General features: G+C 67.3%; 14 protein-coding genes. 9 read left to right on the plus strand and 5 right to left on the minus strand.

Features of this window, described 5'->3' with window-relative positions; translation table 11 throughout:
- Window positions 1-98 precede the first annotated feature (98 nt).
- The 4 genes from BM172_RS08745 (at window position 99) to BM172_RS08760 (ending at window position 5,137) form a co-directional block, all read left to right on the plus strand.
- Entirely contained in the window at window positions 99-1,550 is a 1,452-nt protein-coding gene (locus BM172_RS08745; RefSeq protein WP_026633075.1) for a bifunctional 2-methylcitrate dehydratase/aconitate hydratase, read from the plus strand.
- A gap of 187 nt (window positions 1,551-1,737) precedes the next feature.
- Window positions 1,738-2,853 (plus strand): OmpA family protein, encoded by a 1,116-nt coding sequence (locus BM172_RS08750; protein WP_026633076.1) that lies wholly within the window; start codon window positions 1,738-1,740, stop codon window positions 2,851-2,853.
- 321 nt (window positions 2,854-3,174) lie between these two features.
- A complete protein-coding gene (locus tag BM172_RS08755) occupies window positions 3,175-4,281 on the plus strand; it encodes an OmpA family protein (RefSeq protein WP_026633077.1) in 1,107 nt (368 codons plus the stop codon).
- Window positions 4,282-4,360: 79 nt separating this feature from the next.
- Window positions 4,361-5,137 carry a pseudouridine synthase gene (locus BM172_RS08760; protein WP_026633078.1) on the plus strand — a complete coding sequence of 259 codons (777 nt, stop codon included), beginning with the start codon at window positions 4,361-4,363 and terminating at the stop codon, window positions 5,135-5,137.
- On the opposite strand, the gene BM172_RS08765 is transcribed toward BM172_RS08760, so the two are convergent.
- Window positions 5,138-6,007: a LysR family transcriptional regulator gene (locus tag BM172_RS08765; RefSeq protein WP_026633079.1), complete on the minus strand. Its 870-nt coding sequence runs from the start codon at window positions 6,005-6,007 to the stop codon at window positions 5,138-5,140. It abuts the gene before it with no gap.
- Between the two features lie 122 nt (window positions 6,008-6,129).
- Here BM172_RS08765 and BM172_RS08770 point away from each other — a divergent pair, with 122 nt between their 5' ends.
- Complete coding sequence (locus tag BM172_RS08770; RefSeq protein ID WP_026633080.1) at window positions 6,130-6,852, plus strand: hypothetical protein; 723 nt, start codon at window positions 6,130-6,132, stop codon at window positions 6,850-6,852.
- A gap of 38 nt (window positions 6,853-6,890) precedes the next feature.
- On the opposite strand, the gene kbl is transcribed toward BM172_RS08770, so the two are convergent.
- From kbl to tdh, 3 genes are all read right to left on the minus strand, one after another.
- Entirely contained in the window at window positions 6,891-8,093 is a 1,203-nt protein-coding gene (gene kbl / locus BM172_RS08775) for a glycine C-acetyltransferase (protein WP_026633081.1), read from the minus strand.
- A 188-nt stretch (window positions 8,094-8,281) separates the two neighbouring features.
- The gene (locus BM172_RS08780; RefSeq protein WP_026633082.1) at window positions 8,282-11,944 is read right to left on the minus strand and encodes a DUF748 domain-containing protein; all 3,663 of its coding nucleotides are present in this window, start codon (window positions 11,942-11,944) and stop codon (window positions 8,282-8,284) included.
- A gap of 183 nt (window positions 11,945-12,127) precedes the next feature.
- Window positions 12,128-13,150 (minus strand): L-threonine 3-dehydrogenase, encoded by a 1,023-nt coding sequence (gene tdh, locus BM172_RS08785; RefSeq protein ID WP_035322065.1) that lies wholly within the window; start codon window positions 13,148-13,150, stop codon window positions 12,128-12,130.
- A gap of 168 nt (window positions 13,151-13,318) precedes the next feature.
- On the opposite strand from tdh, the gene BM172_RS08790 reads away from it, so the two are divergent.
- The gene (locus BM172_RS08790; RefSeq protein WP_035322024.1) at window positions 13,319-15,478 is read left to right on the plus strand and encodes a S46 family peptidase; all 2,160 of its coding nucleotides are present in this window, start codon (window positions 13,319-13,321) and stop codon (window positions 15,476-15,478) included.
- 209 nt (window positions 15,479-15,687) lie between these two features.
- Here BM172_RS08790 and BM172_RS08795 read toward each other — a convergent pair whose 3' ends face one another.
- Entirely contained in the window at window positions 15,688-15,876 is a 189-nt protein-coding gene (locus tag BM172_RS08795; protein ID WP_026633085.1) for a hypothetical protein, read from the minus strand.
- A 206-nt stretch (window positions 15,877-16,082) separates the two neighbouring features.
- Between BM172_RS08795 and miaA the strand changes: the two genes are divergently transcribed.
- From miaA to hflX, 3 genes are all read left to right on the plus strand, one after another.
- Window positions 16,083-17,102, plus strand: a complete 1,020-nt coding sequence (gene miaA, locus BM172_RS08800; RefSeq protein ID WP_081804966.1) for a tRNA (adenosine(37)-N6)-dimethylallyltransferase MiaA — start codon at window positions 16,083-16,085, stop codon at window positions 17,100-17,102.
- A 101-nt stretch (window positions 17,103-17,203) separates the two neighbouring features.
- Window positions 17,204-17,470: an RNA chaperone Hfq gene (gene hfq / locus BM172_RS08805; protein ID WP_026633086.1), complete on the plus strand. Its 267-nt coding sequence runs from the start codon at window positions 17,204-17,206 to the stop codon at window positions 17,468-17,470.
- 165 nt (window positions 17,471-17,635) lie between these two features.
- Window positions 17,636-18,943 (plus strand): ribosome rescue GTPase HflX, encoded by a 1,308-nt coding sequence (gene hflX, locus BM172_RS08810; protein ID WP_026633087.1) that lies wholly within the window; start codon window positions 17,636-17,638, stop codon window positions 18,941-18,943.
- Window positions 18,944-19,198: the final 255 nt, after the last annotated feature.

Here is a 19,198-nt window from a genome sequence, read left to right on the forward strand (position 1 = left end):
CCGGCGAGGCGAGGGCGGCGGCCGGGCATTGACTCGCTGCTGCCACGGCGACATGGTCGGCTGGTCTCGACAGGCTTCGCCACCAGGAGGCGAGTCCCATGAGTACGCACGACCTCCGCTCCGCCAGGCGCCCCGACCCCGACCCGCCGATGGTCGATATCGCCGACTACGTCGTCGACTACCGGATCGATTCGGCCGAGGCCTACGACACCGCGCGCTACATGCTGCTGGATTCGCTGGCCAGCGCGATGCTGGCGATGAAGTTTCCGGAATGCGTCAAGCACCTGGGCCCGCTGGTGCCCGGCGCCGTCCTTCCGGGCGGCGCCAGGGTGCCGGGCACCAGCCACGAACTCGACCCGGCGCAGGCGGCGTTCGCCATCGGCACGCAGATCCGCTGGCTGGACTTCAACGACACCTGGCTGGCCGCCGAATGGGGCCACCCTTCCGACAACCTCGGCGCCATCCTGGCCCTGGCCGACTACCTTGGCCGCAAGGCCGTGCGCGAAGGCGGCCGGGCCTCGAGCTTGCGCGACGTGCTGGGCTGGGCGATCAAGGCCCACGAGATCCAGGGCTGCTACGCGCTGCGCAACAGTTTCAACCGCGTCGGGCAGGACCACGTGATCCTGGTGCGCCTGGCCTCCACCGCGGTAGCCACCGCGATGCTGGGCGGCGGCAAGGAGCAGATCGTCACCGCCGTCTCGCACAGCTGGATCGACAACGGCGCCCTGCGCAGCTACCGCCACGCGCCGAACACCGGCCCGCGCAAGAGCTGGGCCGCCGGCGACGCCTGCCGGCGCGCGGTCATCCACGCCATCAACGCGGTCGACCGCGGCGTGGTGGGCTATCCGTCGGCGTTGAGCGCCGCGACCTGGGGCTATTACGACGTCGCCTTCGAGGGCAAGGCCTTCGAGTTCGAGCGGCCATTCGGCAGCTACGTCATGGAGAACGTGTTGTTCAAGCTCAGCTACCCGGCGGAGTTCCATGCGCAGACCGCGGTGGAATGCGCCATGCGGCTGCACGGCCAGGTCGCCGGCAGGATCGCTGAAATCGACCAGGTGGTGATCGAGACCCAGGAGGCGGGCGCCCGCATCATCGACAAGACCGGCCCGCTGGCCAATTACGCGGACCGCGACCATTGCATCCAGTACATGGTGGCCGTGCCCCTGCTCTTCGGCCGCCTCACCGCCGACGACTACGGCGACGAGGTCGCCGCCGACCCGCGCATCGATGCGCTGCGCGAGCGGATGGCGGTCAGCGAGAACCCGCGGTTCACCCGGGACTACTTCGACCCGGACCGGCGCTACATCGGCAACTCGGTGCAGGTGTTCTTCAAGGACGGCAGCCATACGGATAAGGTCTCGATCGACTACCCGATCGGCCACCGCCGGCGCCGCGCCGAGGGCATCCCGGTCCTGCTCGGCAAATTCGAGGCGGCCATCCGCGGGCACTTGCCGGCGCACCGGGTGAAGGCGATCCTCCAGGCCACGTCGGACCCAGCCGGGCTCGACAGCATGCCTGTTCAGGAATTCCTGGAACTCTTCACGTTGTAAAGACGGCGTGAGCTAAAAACTGAACGGGCGTTCGGAGAATTGTTTGTTTTTTGCTAAGCTCTCTGCGCCCGTTTCGGGTGGTTTAGCTTCAAGGCCGGTCTCGGCCGGGACTCATGGCGGCATGGCCCGCGGGGTCGTTCGCCTGGGGTGGAACGGACGCGAAAACCAATAAACGAGGAGACACCTGATGAAACGTAAGGGCTTGTACTTCCTGATCGCACTTGCCCTGGGCGGCGTGGGTGCCGCTCATGCGCAGGACACCAGCAGCTCCAGCGCACCCGCCGGTTTCGATGACCGTTGGTACATCGCCCCGACCGTCGGCGGCTACTACAACGATACCGACCGCAACACCAACAGCCGTCAGGTCTACTACGGCCTGGGCGTCGGCAAATTCATCGCCCCGAACACCTCGATCGACCTGTTCATCGATCGCACCAAGCGCGACATCGATTCGAAGCTCGGTGGCGGCAACTGGTCCAACAACAACTATGGTGCCGCGGCGCGCTTCTACTTCGGCGCGTGGGACGCCTGGCGTCCGTACCTGCTGGCCGGCGTGATGGGCAGCTACCACCACAACCGCTACGACAAGGCCTGGTCGCCGGCCGCCGAAGTCGGCGTGGGCATTTCCAAGACCATCACCGACAGCAGCGACATCCGTGCGGAAGCCGGCTATCGCTACGACTGGGACGACAAGTCGCAGCCGGAGAAGGATGGCTACGGCGACTGGTTCCTGGGCTTCAGCGTGGTGTCGCGCTTCGGCGCTCCGCCGGCCGCCCCGACCGTCGCGCCGCCCCCGCCGCCGGCTCCGGACTGCTCCAAGCTGGACAGCGACGGCGACGGCGTGAACGACTGCGACGACAAGTGCCCGGGCACGCCCGCCGGTACCATCGTTGGTCCGGACGGTTGCCCGCAGAAGGTCGTGATCGATCTGCGTGGCGTGAACTTCAAGTTCGACTATCCGAAGAAGGGTCACGTCAAGGCCGGCGAGATCAACAAGGCCCTGGCCGCCCCGACCGCCGACTCGATCGCCATCCTGGACCAGGCCATCGATACGCTGGGCCGCTATCCGAACGTCAAGGTCACGGTGGCCGGCTATACCGACTCGGTCGGTACGGACGCCTACAACCAGAGCCTGTCGGAGCGTCGTGCGCAGATCGTGTTCGACTACCTGACCTCGCATGGCATCGACGCCAGCCGCCTGCAGGGCCCGATCGGCCACGGCGAAGCCGACCCGATCGACAGCAACGACACGGAGTCGGGCCGCGCCCGCAACCGTCGCACCGAGCTGCAGGTCCAGCAGTAAACCGACCGCAAGGTCGTCGGAAGAGCCCGGCGCAAGCCGGGCTTTTCTTTTGGGCGGGGAAGCGAGCTAAGAAATTTCGGTGACGCATGTTTTCACGCAAATTTGCCTGAACGACAACCCACCAAAAACTTAAGCTGTCACGTTTGCCTGTTAAGGGACGTGTGTATCTCTTAACGGTTTTGCTACACTCTGCGCGGCTTGCTGTTAGGAACGCCAAGCAAGGGACCATGAGGTCCCTCAATGTCGAACCCTGAAGTTCTGACGCGCGATTTCCGTCTGGGGTGGAACGGACGCGAAAACCAATAAACGAGGAGACACCTGATGAATCGTAAGGGCTTGTATTTTCTGATTGCCCTGGCCCTGGGCGGCGTGGGTGCCGTTCACGCGCAGGACAACAGCTCCAGCGCATCCGCCGGTTTCGATGACCGTTGGTACATCGCCCCGACCGTCGGCGGCTACTACAACGACACCGACCGCAACACCAACAGCCGTCAGGTTTACTACGGCCTGGGCGTCGGCAAGTTCATCGCGCCGAACACCTCGATCGACCTGTTCATCGACCGCACCAAGCGCGACATCGACTCGAAGGTCGGTGGCGGCAACTGGTCGAGCAACAACTACGGCGTGACCGCTCGCTACTACTTCGGCGCCGCCGATGCATGGCGTCCGTACCTGCTGGCCGGCGTGATGGGCAGCTACCACCACAGCCGTTTCGACAAGGCCTGGTCGCCGGCCGCCGAGCTCGGCGTCGGTATCTCCAAGTCGATCACCGACAGCAGCGACATCCGTGCGGAAGCCGGCTACCGCTACGACTGGGACGACAAGTCGCAGCCGGAGAAGAACGGCTACGGCGACTGGTTCCTGGGCTTCAGCGTGGTGTCGCGCTTCGGCGCTCCGCCGTCGGCTCCGGTCGAAGCCACCCCGCCGCCGCCGCCGGCTCCGGACTGCTCCAAGCTGGACAGCGACGGTGATGGCGTGAACGACTGCGACGACAAGTGCCCGGGTACGCCCGCCGGTACCATCGTCGGTCCGGACGGTTGCCCGAAGCAGGTCGTGATCGATCTGCGCGGCGTGAACTTCAAGTTCGACCGCCCGAAGAAGGGCGAGAAGGACATCAAGAAGGCACTGGCTGAGCCCAGCACCGACTCGATCGCCATTCTCGACCAGGCCATCGACACCCTGCAGCGCTACCCGCAGGTGAAGGTGACGGTTGCCGGCTACACCGACTCGGTCGGTAAGGACGCCTACAACCAGAGCCTGTCGGAGCGTCGCGCGCAGATCGTGTTCGACTACCTGACCGGCCACGGCGTCGACGCCAGCCGCCTGCAGGGCCCGATCGGTCACGGCAAGAACGACCCGATCGACAGCAACGACACGGATTCGGGCCGCGCCCGTAACCGTCGCACCGAGCTGCAGGTCCAGCAGTAATCTCGACCGCAAGGTCGCGTGGAAAAGCCCGGCGCAAGCCGGGCTTTTCTTTTGGGTGGAACGGGGCACGATGGCCGGCATGGACCGAAAGCAAGGGCAGGGCAGGCGAACCGCGCCTGGCCGCACGGCAAACCCGTCAGCTGCGCCAAAGCACGGGCTCGCACGCGTGCTCAGCAAGCTCGGCGTGTGCTCGCGCAGCCAGGCGGAAAAAGCCGTGCGCGAAGGGCGAGTCCAGGTGGACGGCCGCGTCGTGCTCGATCCCGAGCGTCCCGCCGACGCCACGCGCCAGCGCATCCTGCTCGACGGCGAACCGGTAGGCGAGGCGAAGCGCGTCTACATCGCCTTGAACAAGCCCCGCGGCATCGTGGTCAGCGCCGCCGACGAACGCGGCCGCGATACCGTCTACGACCTGCTGAAAGACGCCGGCCTGCCCTGGCTCGGCCCGGTCGGTCGCCTGGACAAGGCCAGCGAGGGCTTGCTGCTGCTGAGCAACGACAGCGCCTGGGCCGCCCGTCTCACCGAGCCGCGCCAACACGTCGACAAGACCTACCACGTGCAGATCGACGCCATGCCCGACGCCGCACTGCTGGAGCGCCTCGCCCAGGGCGTGGTGGAAGAGGGCGAGCGACTGGCCGCGAAGCAAGCCGTGCTGCTGCGCGCCGGCGAAAAGAACGCCTGGCTGGAGATCGTCCTGGACGAAGGGCGCAACCGCCATATCCGCCGCCTGCTGGCCGCGCACGACATTGGCGTGCTGCGCCTGATCCGCGTGGCAATCGGCAGCCTGCCTTTGGGCGAACTGGCCAAGGGCCAGTGGCGCCATCTGAGCCCTGGGGAAGTCGCCGCGCTGTCGCGCTGATCAGGCGCCGAGCAGTTCCCGCACTACCTCCAGCGTGCGCTCCTGCAGCGGATGCGTACGCGCCGGATCCATCACAGCGTAAATCGTATTGAGGCAGGGCTTGTTCTCGCGTCCCACGGCAACGACATCGCCGCGCGCTTCCGCTTCCCGCACGCATGCATACGGCACGATCGACAATCCGCGGCCGGCGGCCACCCAGTCCAATACCTCCTCCAGCTCCTCGAAATGCGCCACGCTGCGCAGGCGCGCCGGCTTCTCGCCCAGCACCTGGGTGAACCAGGTGGCGAAGACGTAGTCGCTCTCGTCGTAGGTGACGTAATCGGCCTCGGCCAAGGTGGCGATATCCAGGGTCGGCAAGGCCTGCCGCGCCGGCGCGATCAAGGCCGCCTGTTCCATGCCCACCGCAACCAGGCGCAAGGCGCCGTGCGGCAGCATCAGGTGCACGAAGCCCAGGTCGCTCGCGCCCGTCTCCACCTGCCGCACCACTTCCTCGGCGGTGGGAAAGCTCATGCGGATGGGCACGTCGGCCAGCGGCCCTTCGCGAAACAGCGGCAGCAGTTCGTAGCGTCCGAAGCCGCTCACTGCCGCGATGCGCAGCGGTTGCGCGGGTTCGTCGCGCATCGCCTCGTGCAGCTTGGCCAGGTCGCGGCCCATGTCGCGGCAGAACGCCAGCAGCCGCTCGCCCGCGGCATTGGGCACCAGCGGCCCCTGTCCACGGCGGAACAGCGGCATGCCGAGCGCTTCCTCCAGCTTGCGCAACTGATAGCTCACCGCCTGCTCGGTGCGATGCAGCGATGCCGCCGCCGCACGCAGACTGCCGCCTTCGCAGACGGCGCGGAAGGCATGCAGGTAACGCAGTTCCACATTCATGCGCAGGAACCCTGAGGGAAGGGGCAAAAAAACTTCGCCGCGAGGCCAAAAAGATTCGCATGGCCCCGAGCGGAGCGGCAAGCCGAGAATCGCGCCATCGATCCGCCCACCGGGAATCCCCAATGAGCCGCCGTTTCACGCTCCTGCTCGCCTTGTGCCTCGCCTGGCCCGCCTACGCCGGCTCCGGCGATGCCGCGCACTTCTATGTCTATCGCATGCAGCCCGGCGCCGCCGAGAAGTTCGAGGAGGGCTACCGCCATCATCTGGACTGGCATCGCGCCCGCCGCGACCCGCTGTCCTGGTATGCCTGGACCATCGAGGACGGCGAGCGCAGCGGCTATTTCGTCGATGCCAGCGTGGGCGAGCCGTTCGCCGCGTTCGACCACCGGGTGGACGTGGCCGGCGACGGCGCCGATTTCCGCGCCAACGTGGCGCCACATGCGACGCCGATGGGCCAGCCCGCCTACGTGCTCCTGCGCGCAGTCAGCACCGGCGCGCCGCTGGAAAACCTCAAGCCCAGCGCCACCATGCAGGTGACGCATGTGCACGTCCGCCTGGGCATGGAAGCGCGCTTCGAGCGCGCACTCGCGCGGGTGCACCAGAACTTGCAGAAGGAACAAGGCGCCCAGGCGCACACCTGGTACCGGCTGGTGACCGGCGGCGATACCGCGCAGTACATGCTGCTGGTGGCGCGCGATGGCTGGTCCGGCTACGACCGCTTCGAGCGCAGCCCCGGTTTGCTGCTGGCGGGCGACGAGGCGGCGCAGCGCGACATGGCCGAGTCGGTGCAGTCGGCCACCACGGAAACCTGGCGTTACCGCGCCGAGCTGAGCGCCCTGCATTGACGAAGCGGGGGAGCGCATCCGCTCCCCCGTCGGTGGCTTCAGCCGATCACGCCAAGCTCGCGGCCGACCTTGGTGAATGCCGCGATCGCCCGATCCAGGTGCTCGCGTGTATGGGCCGCGCTCATCTGCGTGCGGATGCGCGCCTGGCCCTGCGGCACCACGGGGTAGAAGAAGCCGGTGACGTAGATGCCTTCATCCAGCAGCCTGGTGGCCATGGCCTGCGCCTTCTTGGCGTCGTAGATCATCACCGGCACGATCGGATGCACGCCCGGCTTGATGTCGAAGCCGGCCTGGGTCATCTGCTCGCGGAAATAGCGCGTGTTCTCCTGCACGCGCTGGCGCAGCTCGCCGGCGCTGGAGAGCATGTCGAACACCTTCAGCGCCGCGGCTACCACGTGCGGCGGCAGGGAATTGGAGAACAGATAGGGACGCGAGCGCTGGCGCAGCAGCTCGATCACTTCCGCGCGACCCGTGGTGAAGCCGCCGAGCGCGCCGCCGAGCGCCTTGCCCAGCGTGCCGGTGAAGATGTCGATCTTGTCCATCACGCCGTTGACCTCGGCTGAGCCGCGGCCGCTGGCGCCGAGGAAGCCGGTGCAATGGCATTCGTCGATATGCACCATGGCGTTGTACTTGGCGGCCAGCGCGGCGATCTTGTCCAGCGGCGCGATGAAGCCGTCCATCGAGAACGCACCGTCGGTGGTGATCAGCTTGGTGCGCGCGCCGGCGGCGTCGGCCGCCTGCAGCTGCTGCTCCAGGTCCGCCATGTCGCAGTTGGCGTAGCGGAAGCGCCTGGCCTTGCACAGGCGGATGCCGTCGATGATCGAGGCGTGGTTGAGCGCATCGGAGATGATGGCGTCCTCCTCGCCCAGCAGCGGCTCGTACAGGCCGCCGTTGGCGTCGAAGCAGGCGGCGTAGAGGATGGTGTCCTCGGTGCCGAAGAACTCGGCGATCTTCTTTTCCAGCTGCTTGTGCAGGTCCTGGGTGCCGCAGATGAAGCGCACCGAGGCCATGCCGAAGCCGTGGCTGTCCAGCGCCTCCTTGGCAGCCTGGATCACCTGCGGATGGTCGGCCAGGCCCAGGTAGTTGTTGGCGCAGAAGTTGAGCACCCGGCGGCCGCCCTCCAGCTCGATCTGCGCCGACTGCGGCGAGACGATGACGCGCTCGGCCTTGAACAGGCCCTGCTCGCGGATGGAGTCCAGCTCGGCGGCGTAGCGCGCCTGGGTGGTGTCGGGGTAGCTCATCGGGATCGGCCCTTGGGGGGAAAGATGCCGATTGTGAGCCTTTGCGGCCAGCCGGAAAACCCGAGCCTTTCGGAAAACCCGCCGTAGGTTGGGGTGAGCCGCAGGCGAACCCCAACAGACCTCACATCACAAACGCCACGTTGGGGTTCGCCTGCGGCTCACCCCAACCTACGCCGGTCCGGGCCTGCTCAATGCAAGCCGAAGTCCACCCGCGTGGTCTTGCCCTTGTCGTCGATCCCCTCCGGCGTGAGCTTGGGATCCTTCATCCCATACCGGTTGTCCGGCAGCTTGCCCTTCAGCCAGTCGCGCACCGCATTGGCGCGGCGCTCGGCCAGGTCGCGCATCGCCGCATCATCGGTCTTGACATTGGTCTCCAGCAGCGCGCGCATCTCGTCCGGTTCCAGCGACTTCTTCAGGCCCAGCGCATTGCGCGGCTTGTCGATGTCCTCGGCATGCTTGTAGGCGCGCGCCAGGTAGCGTTCTTCCTGGTCGGGCGTGATTGCCACCGCGGCGAGTGCGGCGGGAGAGGTGTCGGCGTTCTTGCCGTTGTCGTCCAGCACCTTCTCCTTGCGCACCATGTCTTCCACGGTGACCTTGCGCAGGCCGTTCTGGTCCTGTGCCGGATCGGTGCGGCCGACGATGTCCAGGGTCAGCGCGGTCTTCTGGTTGAGCATCGCCACGACCTTGCCCAGGCGCTCCTGCGCGGCGGCGTTGAGCACCGCGGAGCCCGGGTCGAATTCCACATAGCCCAGGTCTTCGTGATTGCTGCCGCCGAAGGCCGAGCCGAGCAGGCGGAACGGCGAGGTCACCGCCTTGACGATCAGGTTGCCGATGGCGCGCCAGATCAGGCCGCCCATGCTGAACTGCGGATCGTCCAGCGAGCCGGACACCGGCACGTTCACGTCGATATTGCCCTGCGTGTCCTTCAGCAGCGCCACCGCCAGCTTCACCGGCAGGTGCGAGATGCCGGGCGCTTCGATGCGATCGCCGAAGGTCAGCTGGGTGATGTAGATGTGGTTGTCGGCCTTGAGCTTGCGCTGGTCGAGGTTGTACTTCACGTCCACGCTGAGCTTGCCCGCCGTGATCGGATAGCCGGTGTACTTGCTGGAGTACGCGCTCAGCCGGGTCAGCTCCACCTCATTGGCCTTGCCCTGGATGTCGAGGAAAGCCACCGGCGCGAGCGGATTCATGGTGCCGCTGATATCCACCGGCGAGCTGTCGTCCAGCTGCGCCTGCACGGCCACCTCGGCCGGCGGTCCGCCGGCGGTGCCGAAGGCGCCGATCTTGCCGGTGACCTTGGTGAGGTTGGCGGTGTAGTTGGGCTTGATGAAGTTGTCGGTGTAATTGAGCTGGCCGTTCAACAGCGTGATCTGGCCCAGTTGGATATCCGCCGCCGGCGCGATGGATTCGGTGGGCTTCTCGGTCTCGGTCGTCGTCTTCGACACTTTGGGCGCCGCCGGCGCATTGGCTTCGGCGCGCGTCACCGAGACGGGTTCTTCCTGTTCCGGCTTGGCCACCACGTCCGCCAGATTCAGGCGGCCGTTGGCATTGACGATCATGCGTGCGTAAAACGCGCTCAGCACCAGGCTGCCCACATGCATGCGCGGCGTGCCGCTGCCGTAGGCCACGTCCAGGTTGCCGGCGTTGAGTGCGCTCCAGCGCAGGAAGTCGTCGCCGGTGACCTTGTCCTGCACGCGCACGCGTTCCAGCGCGGCGTTGCCCTTGAAGCCGAACTTGGCTTCCTTGCCGCGGCCGTCGTAAAGCAGTTTGCCCTTGCCGCTCAGGCGCGCGCTGGAGATGGTCACGTTGAGCGGCACGCTGATGTACGGCGCGAAGGTGGCGATGTCCAGGCCGCGCGTGGTCAGGTCCAGGTCGGCCAGGGCGGGGGAGGGCTGCACCTTGCCGGCGAGCGAGAAGCTGCCCTTGCCGATCGCGCCGTCGAGTTTCATCGCGCGCTGCTGGTTGAACTTGTCGCTCAGCTCGTCGATGCCGCCCTTGAGCGACTTCACTTCCACCACGGCCGGCTTGCCGTTGCCCACCGCGTGGTCGGCGAAGCGCACGGCACCGTCCTCCACGGCGAGGTGGGCAATGCTCCACTGCCATGCCGGTTCCGCATCCGTCGGCTTGGCCTTGGCGCGCGGCGCAGTCTTTGCGGTGGTCTTCGGCGGAGCGAACAGCTCGGTAAGCGAGATGTTGCCGTTGACGGCGCGCTGCACATCCAGGCTCAGCCCGGTGCCGACCAGGCTCTTCAGGCGCGCCTGGCGCGAGGCCAGGTCGATCTGTTCGATATCCGCCTGCAGCTTGTTCCACGCCACCGGCGCCGCCTGGTTCTTGCCGTCCGCCGCCAGGGCGAAGTCGGTGACCGTCGCCTGCGCCGGCGCCAGGTGCACGTTGGTGGTCTTGCCCCAGTCCAGCTCCAACTGGCCGTTGGCATCGAGCTTGCCCTTGGCGGCGCGCGCGGCCATGGCGGAGCCGGCCATCGCCTGCAGCGGCACCATGTCCACCTGCTTGAGCGCCAGCGCCGCGTTGAGCTTCGCGGCGGCCAGGTCCAGCGTGCCCTTCGCGCCGATGTCGCCGCCGAACAACTGGCCGGCGAGGTCGAGCCTGGCCGGCGGCGCGGCGAGCATGCTCAGGCCGAGCAGGCTGCCGCGCAGGTTGGCCAGGTCGAGCTTGTTCTGCGTGGCGTCGGTGTAATGGATGGCGCTGCCGGTGAGCGCGATCGAGGCAATGCGCAGGTCGGTGGGCGCGGCTTTCTTGGCGGGATCGGCCGGCGCGGACGGTGCTGTCAGCGTGTCGTAGTTGCTGTGCCCGCCCTCGCTCGCGGTGTAGTAGACCTGCGCCTGCTCCAGCTTCAGCGCGCCGAGCTGGTAGCGCGAGACCAGCGGCTGCACGTCCGCCAGCTCCGCCGTGCCATGGCCGAGCCGGGCGATCGGCTCGCCCTTGCTGCTGTCCAGGGCGAAATCGTCCAGCTGCAGGTTGCCGGTCAGGCGCACCTGCGGCGCTTCCGGCGTCTGCACGAAGTTGAGTTCCAGCTTGCCGCTGAGCAGGCCCTTCGGAATCGCCACGGGCAGCGGCTTGGGGACATAGCCCAGGTAACGGGGTAGATCCAGGCGATCGAGCTGGAAGCCGATCGCGGATTCGCGGTTGCTGGCGAAGGGCTTGGTCTGGCCTTCGATGCGCAGCGGGCTGCCGTCCACCTTCAACGCCAGCAGCGGCTTGACGAACACGTCGGTGCTGCTGGGCAGGTTGGCCAGGAACGGAATGCCCAGTTCCAGTTGTTCGACGTGATGGGTGGCCTTGGCGGCCTGGTCGTCGAACACGATGTCGCCGCCGTGCACGCTGATATTGGACAGCGCGAAGCGTGCCGGCTTGGCGTCCGGCTCGGCCGGCTGCGACGCGTAGCGGTCGATGATGTCGGAGAAATTGAAACGCTGGTCGGCGGTGCGCGCGATATGGATGCGCGGCTGCTGCAGCGAGAGTTCGTCCAGCACCGGCGCCAGGCGGAACAGCGTCGACCAGGACGTATTGGCGACGATCTGCTCGACGTCGACGAAGCCGGTCTTGCCGTCGCGCTCGCCGATATGCAGCTGGTCCAGCTGCAGCCGCAGGGTGTAGGGATTGAGATGCACCTTGCCCAGCGTCACCGGGCGATCCAGCGCGGCGCTGGCGCGCTTCTCGATCTGGCCGCGGATGATCGACGGCGCGGCGAGAAAGCCGAACAGGCCGAACAGCACCAGCACGATGGCGACGATCAGCGCCGTCTTGCGCGCACGCCGCGAGCGGTACACGGCGAGCGCGCGCGTCTGCGCGGCCGCCAACCGGGAACTGCCGGAAGAAACCTGGTCTGCCATGCGGGCGATGCTCCGTCGATTAGCGACCCGACGGCGAGCGGTCCTACCCCGGCCGCACACTCCCTACCCAAGTCCTATAAGCGTCGGTCGCGGGGCGAGTTTACCCGTGCGTGACACTTTTCGGTTGGCTCCCGCGCACGCTTGGCGCGGGAGCCTTCAGGCTGTGCTTAAAGCTCGTTCGAATCAAAGCCAGGAGCACACGACCTTGCCGCAATGGCCCGCGTCCATCAGGTCGAAGCCCTTCTGGAAGTCGTCGATATGGATCTGGTGGGTGAGCACCTTCTGCAGCGGGAAGCCGCTGAGCACCATCTGGGTCATCTTGTACCAGGTCTCGTACATGCGGCGGCCGTAGATGCCCTGCAGGGTGAGGCCCTTGAAGATCACCTTGTCCCAGTCGATGCCGGCACCGCGGGGCATGATGCCCAGCAGCGCGATCTTGCCGCCGTGGTACATGCAGTCGAGCATGTCGTTGAAGGCGCGCGGGTTGCCGCTCATCTCCAGGCCCACGTCGAAGCCTTCGATGTGCAGGTCCTTCACCACGTCGCGCAAGGACTGGTTGGCGACATTCACCACGCGGGTGGCGCCCATGTCGGCGGCCAGCTTCAGGCGGTAGTCGTTGACGTCGGTCACCACCACGTTGCGCGCGCCTACGTGCTTGGCGATGCCGGCGGCGATGATGCCGATCGGGCCGGCGCCGGTGATCAGCACGTCCTCGCCGATCAGGTCGAACTCCAGCGCGCAGTGCGCGGCGTTGCCGTAGGGATCGAAGAAGGCGGCCAGCTCGGAGGGGATCTGGTCCGGGATCGGCCACAGGTTGGAGGCCGGCATGGTCATGTATTCGGCGAACGCGCCGTTGCGGTTCACGCCGATGCCTACCGTGTTCGGGCACAGGTGCTGGCGGCCGGCGCGGCAGTTGCGGCAGTGGCCGCAGACGATATGGCCTTCGGCGGAGACGCGGTCGCCGACCTTGTAGCCGGTGACGCCCGGGCCGATGTCGACGATGCGGCCGACGAACTCGTGGCCGATGGTCAGGCCGGGCTTGATCGTGCGCTGGCTCCACTCGTCCCACTTGTAGATGTGCAGGTCGGTGCCGCAGATGGCGGTCTTCTCCATCTTGATCAGCACCTCGTTGGGGCCGACCTCGGGCACGGGCACTTCTTCCATCCAGATGCCCTGTTCGGGCAAGCGCTTGACCAGGGCTTTCATCGTCTGCGGCATGGGGAATCCATCGGCTGGCCCGCGGGGGCGGGCGGGGAAAGCGGCGATTATAAAGTGCGGGCATGGTGGGCCGTCTTCGTGCAGTGCAGCGTTGCCCGGCGGGACGCTTCGGTCTAAGGTCGCAAGTTTGTGCGATCGCCCACAGGGGATGTAAGGATGCGTAAGAAGACGATGGGCCTGGCCGCGGCCATGGCGATGGGCCTGGCGCCGGGTGCGCAGGCGGACGAGGGCATGTGGATGCCGTCGCAGCTGCCCTCGATCGGCAAGCGGCTGCGCGCCGCCGGCTACCAGGGCAATCCCGCCGACCTCGCCGACCTGACCAGGCCGCCGCTCAGCGCGGTGGTCAAGGTGGGCGGCGCCACCGGCGCCTTCGTCAGCGGCGACGGCCTGGTGCTGACCAACCACCACGTGGCGTTCGGCGTCATCCAGTACAACAGCAACCCGCAGCGTGACCTGATCCAGCATGGCTTCGTCGCCGGCGACCGCGCGCAGGAGCTGCCGGCCAACCCGGACTTCCGCCTGCGCGTGACCACCGGCTTCGACAAGGTCACCGAGCAGGTGTTGGCCCAGGCCAGGGGCAAGACCGGCCGCGCCTATTACGACGCGGTGGATGCCGCCGGCAAGGCGCTGGTGGCCGAATGCGAGCGCGAGGCGGGCTATCGCTGCAGCGTGGTCAACATGTTCTACGGGCGCGATTTCTACCTGGTGAAGCAGCTGGAGATCCGCGACGTGCGCCTGGTCTATGCGCCGCCGCGCGCGATCGGCAACTACGGCGACGAGGTGGACAACTTCGTATGGCCGCGCCACAGCGGCGACTTCACCGTGCTGCGCGCCTATGTCGGCGCGGACGGCAAGCCGGCCGCGTACGCCAGGGAGAACCAGCCCTACCATCCGCCGGCGCACCTGCAGATCGCCAGCGAAGGCGTGAACGAAGGCGACTTCGTCATGCTCGCCGGCTATCCGGGCACCACCTATCGCCACCGCACCGCGGCGGAGTTCGCCGACCAGGTGCAGTGGCGCCTGCCCAAGTCGGTGGAGGTGATGAAGCAGCTGCAAGGCGTGATCGAGGATGCCGGCCGCGCCGACAAGCAGGCGGCGATCCGCTACGCCTCGCAGCTGCAGTCGCTGAAGAACGGCATCAAGCGTTTCAGCGGCGAGCTCGACGGGCTCAAGCGCAGCGACGCGGTCGAAATTCGTCGCAAGGACGAAGACGCCATGCTGGCCTGGCTGGGCAAGCAGCCGCAGGCCAGGACACTGCGTCCCGACATCGATACCGTGGCCAAGCTGATCGCCAACGGCAATGCCAACCGCGAGCGCGACCTGCTGTTCGCGATCCTGCAATCGCAGACGCAGCTGCTGCGTTCGGCACTCACCCTGCAGCGTTTCGCCCACGAGCGTGCGAAGCCGGACGCCGACCGCGAAACCGGCTATCAGCAGCGCGACGAGGAGCTGACCGCCGGCATGCTCAAGCAGGTGCAGCGCCGCTACGACGCGGCGGTGGAAAAGCGCCTGCTTACCGCTCTGCTTGCTCGCTACCAGCAGTTGCCCGACCCGCAGCGCGTGCCGGAATTCGACGCCGCCTTCGGCCGCACGCCGGCCGAGCTGGCCGCCGCGCTCGATCGCGTCTACGGTGCCACGCAGCTGGGTGACGAAGCGCAACGCCTGCACTGGCTGAAGGCCGCGCCGGATGAAGCGGCCAGGTCGGACGACGCCCTGCTCAAGCTGGCGGCGACGCTGCAGCCCGCATTGCTGCGCATCGAGGACCAGCGCAAGGAGCGCGACGGCGAACTGCTGCGCCTGCGCCCCGCTTATATGCAGGCGCTGATCGCCTATCGCGAGCAGCAGGGGCGGGCGGTCTATCCGGATGCCAACTCCACCTTGCGCGTGAGCTACGGCAAGGTCACGCCGCTGAAGGCGCGCGATGCGGTGAGCTATTCGCCGCTGACCAGCACCGCCGGCATCGTCGAGAAGAACACCGGCGTCGAACCCTTCGACGCGCCCAGGCCGCTGCTCGATGCGATCGCCAAGGGCGATTACGACGGGTATCTGGACAAGCGTTCCGGCGTGATGCCGGTGGATTTCCTCAGCAACCTCGACACCACCGGCGGCAATTCCGGCTCGCCCGTGCTCAATGCGCACGGCCAGCTGGTGGGGCTGAACTTCGACAGCAACTGGGAGGCGGTGAGCGCAAGCTGGATGTTCGATCCGCGCTACAAGCGCGCGATCCACGTCGACATGCGCTACATGCGCTGGCTGATGGACAAGGTGTATCCGGCGCCGCAGCTGCTGAAGGAGCTGGGTGTGCCGGCGAGGTAAGGCTGCAAAGGCGACGAACGTAGGTTGGGGTGAGCGCAGCGAACCCCAACAAACGTTTCAGGTCGTCGTACCGGACGACAAGGCCAGCACTGCGGTCGCGTTGGGGTTCGCTGCGCTCACCCCAACCTACGCGGTTGGCGAAGTCGGAAAATGGGAAAGGGGCGATGCCTCCCGGCCGGCGCCACGCGCCGGCAAAGGAAACCGCGCGCTCAGCGCAGCGCGGTATAGATCAGCGCGAAGACCAGGCTGGCCGCCACGCACACCACGAACCAGAAACCGCGGTTGTCCTTGTGCCACACCGGCGGCGCGCCATCGTCGCCCGCGCGGGGCTTGGCGGCGGCACCGGGTGCCGAGGCGCGGTTGCCGGGTTCGGCCACCATGTACTTGCGCTTGCTCATTCGATACTTCCCCCCGTTCTGCTTATCTCGGCGGTTCGCTGTGGTTGACCACGGTGCGATCATGCAAGACACCGTGATTGTCGTTCAAAATGTGAAGCAAGGCACGTGCCCATTCCGTCCAAATGGCGTTGCGTTGCCGTTGGGCGGCAAATCCGCTGCATGACAGCCTGACCCTGCACGTCACCTTGAGCCCCCCGGAAGCCTACATGCCTGTCGACTCGCGTCACCCTGGCATTTTCTTGATGGGCCCTACGGCCTCGGGCAAGACGGCGCTCGCGTGCGCGCTGAGCAAGCAATTTCCGGTCGAACTGGTAAGCGTGGATTCCGCGCTGGTGTACCGCGGCCTGGACATCGGCGCGGCCAAGCCGGATGCAGCCACGCTGGCGCGCTATCCGCACGCGCTGATCGATATCCGCGATCCGGCCGAGCCGTATTCGGCGGCGGATTTCCGCGCCGACGCCCTGCAGGCGATGAAAGACATCACCGCGCGCGGCAAGGTTCCTCTGCTGGTCGGCGGCACGGGCCTGTATTTCCGCGCGCTGCAACAAGGCTTGTCACAATTGCCGGAAGCCGACCCGGCGATCCGCGAGCGGCTCGCCGCCCAGGCCGGCGTGATCGGGTGGCCGGCATTGCACGAGCGCCTGCGCGAGGCGGACCCCGCCGCCGCGGCGCGCATCGGGCCTAACGACGCGCAGCGCATCCAGCGCGCGCTGGAGGTGATCGAGCTCACCGGCCGCCCCTTGTCCGAACAGCAGCGCGGCGGCAGCGGCGAGCGCTTCCCCTGGCGCGTGCTGAAACTGGCCCTGCTGCCGGTGGACCGCGCGCCGCTGCACGGACGCATCGCCGAGCGCTTCGACGCCATGCTGCGCGACGGTTTCCTCGACGAGATGCGCGGCCTGCGCGCCCGCGGCGACCTGCATCCGGATCTGCCCTCGATGCGCGCGGTCGGTTACCGGCAGGCCTGGGAGCATCTGGACGGGCTGACCGATGCGGCCGCGTTCCGCGACCGCGGCATCTTCGCCACCCGCCAGCTGGCCAAGCGCCAGATCACCTGGCTGCGCGGCGAGCTGGATGCGCGGACGTTCGATCCCGACCGGCCGGGCCTGGAGGCCCGGGTCGTCGATGCGCTGGAGCTGTTCCTGGGGACTTCGCGCCGGGGGTTTTCGCGACCGGGTTCGCGCTTCCCCGGAAGCCTGTACGAAACCGTTTCACCCGCTCGCGAATAGCCTTTCATCAACGATTTAAAAGTGGTTAATATTCCGGGGCCTTGGGCCGGGGCGCGCGAGCGTCTTTTATCCGGCCCGTCCGATGCGAGGGGAGAACAACAATGTCCAAAGGGCAATCTTTGCAAGATCCGTTTTTGAACGCTTTGCGCCGCGAGCGCGTCCCGGTTGCCATCTACCTGGTCAACGGCATCAAGCTGCAGGGCACGATCGAGTCGTTCGACCAGTTCGTGGTGCTGCTGCGCAACCAGGTCAGCCAGATGGTCTACAAGCACGCCATTTCCACCGTGGTGCCCAGCCGCAACGTGCGGATGGGGACCGGCCACGAGGGCCACGTCGAGGCTACGGCGGCGCCCGAAACGGAAGGTTGAAACGGGCCTGGAATGACCCATGTGTCAGGAGGCGGCGGGGCTTGAGCTCCCGCCGCTTGGTCGTTGCCGACCCCGCGGCCGCCCGCGCCGCTACACTCTGCCTTTGCCCCTCTCGCGGCCATCCGGCCCGAGGCCGGGCCCACACGCACAGGTCATTCCGCATCCGTGTTCGATAGACAAAAGAAAGGCGAGCGCGCCGTCCTGGTGCTCCCGCATTCCCGTGGCGAGGGCGACACCGTCCGCCGCGCCGAGGAATTCACCGAGCTGGTGAAGTCCGCCGGCGCCGAAGTGCTGGGCAGCATCGCGGCCCGCGTCGAGGATCCGAACCCGCGCTTCTACATCGGTTCCGGTAAGGCCGACGAGGTCGCCGAGATGGTGCGCGCGCTCGAGGCCGACCTGGTGCTGGTGGACCACACCCTCAGCCCGGTGCAGGAGCGCAACCTCGAAAAGCACCTGAAGACCCGCGTGGTCGACCGCGCCGGCCTGATCCTGGACATCTTCGCCCAGCGCGCCCGCTCGCACGAAGGCAAGCTGGAAGTGGAGCTGGCCCAGCTCAAGCACGTCGCCACCCGCCTGGTGCGCGGCTGGACCCACCTGGACGCCCAGCGCGGCGGCGCCATCGGCAACCGCGGCCCGGGCGAGACCCAGCTGGAAACCGACCGCCGCCTGCTCGCCGAGCGGGTGAAGATGCTGAGCAAGCGCCTGGAAAAAGTGCAGGTGCAGCGCACCCAGCAGCGCCGCGCGCGCCTGCGCAACACGGTGCCGCGGGTGGCCCTGGTGGGCTACACCAACGCCGGCAAGTCCACGCTGTTCAATGCATTGACCTCCGGCGAGGTGTTCGCCGCCGACCTGCTGTTCGCCACGCTGGATCCCACCGTGCGCAAGCTGGACGACCTCAGTTGCGGCCCCACCGTGCTGGCCGATACCGTCGGTTTCATCCGCGACCTGCCGCATGACCTGGTGGCGGCTTTCCGCGCCACCCTGGCCGAGGCGCGCGACGCCGACCTGCTGCTGCATGTGAGCGACGCCGCCGATGAGGAGCGCGAGTACCTGCACAAGGTGGTCGACGGCGTGCTGGAGGAGATCGACGCCGGCGATGTGCCGCAGCTGCGGGTGATGAACAAGATCGACCTGGCCGGCACCGAGCCGCGCATCGACCGCAACGACGAAGGCCGCCCGGTCACGGTGTGGCTGTCCGCCGCCACGGGGCAGGGCCTGGACCTGCTGCGCCAGGCGCTGGGCGAACTGCTCGGCGGCGAGCGCGTGCAGTCCGAGCTGCGCCTGCCGCTCACCGCCGGCCGCCTGCATGCGCGGCTCAAGGCGGTCGGCGCCATCGCCAGCGAGAACGTGGACGAGGAAGGCTGGCGCCTGCGCATCGACGCGCCGCGCAGCGTGATCGCCCCGCTCAGCGGCGGCAGCCTGGCCGAGGCGGACCTGCTGCGCGGCCTGCTCGGGGAGCCCGGCGAAGCCTGATGGAGCGAGGTAGGTTGGGGTGAGCAAAGCGAACCCCAACGTGGCGCTTCGCTGCGCCGCCTTAGTTGGGGTTCGCTCTGCTCACCCCGACCTACGCCATGGGATACACCATTCGATGAGGCGGGGCGGGCCTTCGCTCGCCTGCCTCTGCTAGAATGCCCGCTGTTTGTGCCGCTTCCCTGCCGGGCGGAACCTTGCCCGGACGCGACTCGCCACCATGATGCTTTCCGACCAAGGTGTTTCCGGCCATCGATG

The sequence above is a fragment of the Dyella marensis genome, from assembly GCF_900112865.1.
In the GTDB taxonomy this organism is placed as follows: domain Bacteria; phylum Pseudomonadota; class Gammaproteobacteria; order Xanthomonadales; family Rhodanobacteraceae; genus Dyella_D; species Dyella_D marensis_A.

Coding starts and splice junctions, on each gene's coding strand:
- tdh (WP_035322065.1), bottom strand. CDS start 13,150: ATGAAAGCCCTGGTCAAGCGCTTGCCCGAACAGGGCATCTGGATGGAA.
- BM172_RS08790 (WP_035322024.1), top strand. CDS start 13,319: ATGCGTAAGAAGACGATGGGCCTGGCCGCGGCCATGGCGATGGGCCTG.
- BM172_RS08770 (WP_026633080.1), top strand. CDS start 6,130: ATGAGCCGCCGTTTCACGCTCCTGCTCGCCTTGTGCCTCGCCTGGCCC.
- hfq (WP_026633086.1), top strand. CDS start 17,204: ATGTCCAAAGGGCAATCTTTGCAAGATCCGTTTTTGAACGCTTTGCGC.
- miaA (WP_081804966.1), top strand. CDS start 16,083: ATGCCTGTCGACTCGCGTCACCCTGGCATTTTCTTGATGGGCCCTACG.
- BM172_RS08755 (WP_026633077.1), top strand. CDS start 3,175: ATGAATCGTAAGGGCTTGTATTTTCTGATTGCCCTGGCCCTGGGCGGC.
- BM172_RS08760 (WP_026633078.1), top strand. CDS start 4,361: ATGGACCGAAAGCAAGGGCAGGGCAGGCGAACCGCGCCTGGCCGCACG.
- BM172_RS08795 (WP_026633085.1), bottom strand. CDS start 15,876: ATGAGCAAGCGCAAGTACATGGTGGCCGAACCCGGCAACCGCGCCTCG.
- kbl (WP_026633081.1), bottom strand. CDS start 8,093: ATGAGCTACCCCGACACCACCCAGGCGCGCTACGCCGCCGAGCTGGAC.
- BM172_RS08780 (WP_026633082.1), bottom strand. CDS start 11,944: ATGGCAGACCAGGTTTCTTCCGGCAGTTCCCGGTTGGCGGCCGCGCAG.
- BM172_RS08745 (WP_026633075.1), top strand. CDS start 99: ATGAGTACGCACGACCTCCGCTCCGCCAGGCGCCCCGACCCCGACCCG.
- BM172_RS08765 (WP_026633079.1), bottom strand. CDS start 6,007: ATGAATGTGGAACTGCGTTACCTGCATGCCTTCCGCGCCGTCTGCGAA.
- BM172_RS08750 (WP_026633076.1), top strand. CDS start 1,738: ATGAAACGTAAGGGCTTGTACTTCCTGATCGCACTTGCCCTGGGCGGC.